This window comes from Pseudoalteromonas sp. (genome assembly GCF_036960685.1).
GTDB lineage: Bacteria > Pseudomonadota > Gammaproteobacteria > Enterobacterales > Alteromonadaceae > Pseudoalteromonas.
This window is the reverse complement of sequence record NZ_JBALXK010000080.1, coordinates 1-533: the sequence shown is the minus strand read 5'-3', so window position 1 is coordinate 533 and position 533 is coordinate 1. Positions and strand designations below refer to the sequence as shown.

Genomic DNA, 533 nt, shown 5'->3' with positions numbered 1-533 from the left:
ATACCAAGGCGCTATGGTATCTAGATAATCTAAACACCCTCACCCATGAAATGCTTGCGGATGCTATGACCTATAAATGGTTTAGGCTCTGCACGCTTTATCACATTAAAAATAAAGAAGGCAAGAAGGTTCTATTCTCTCCAAACATAGAGCAAGAGGATTTTTATCTATTCACTCATGGGCGGGACATAATCCTAAAGGCTAGGCAGTTAGGGTTTACGACCTTCAAGATGATTAGCGACCTGGACGACTGCTTATTTATCAAAGACCACTCGGCAGGCTGCATTTGCCATAATCTATTATCTGCTAAAGACATTTACCGCAACAAGATTAGATATGCTTACCAAAATATAACTGAGGATCAAAAGAACCTATTAGCAGAGATTGGTTATACGCTGCCTAAGCCGGTAAACGATAAAGACAATAGTTATGTATTTGATAACGGCTCATCGATCATGGTTAGTACTTCATACCGCGGCGGCACATTACAAAGCCTGCATGTTTCTGAGTTTGGCAAGATATGTAAACAGTCC

Annotated in this window: 1 pseudogene; it reads left to right on the top strand. The window is 40.5% G+C overall.

Annotated elements, in window-relative coordinates:
• A pseudogene (locus V7783_RS21150) lies at positions 1–533 on the top strand (hypothetical protein); the annotation flags it as partial.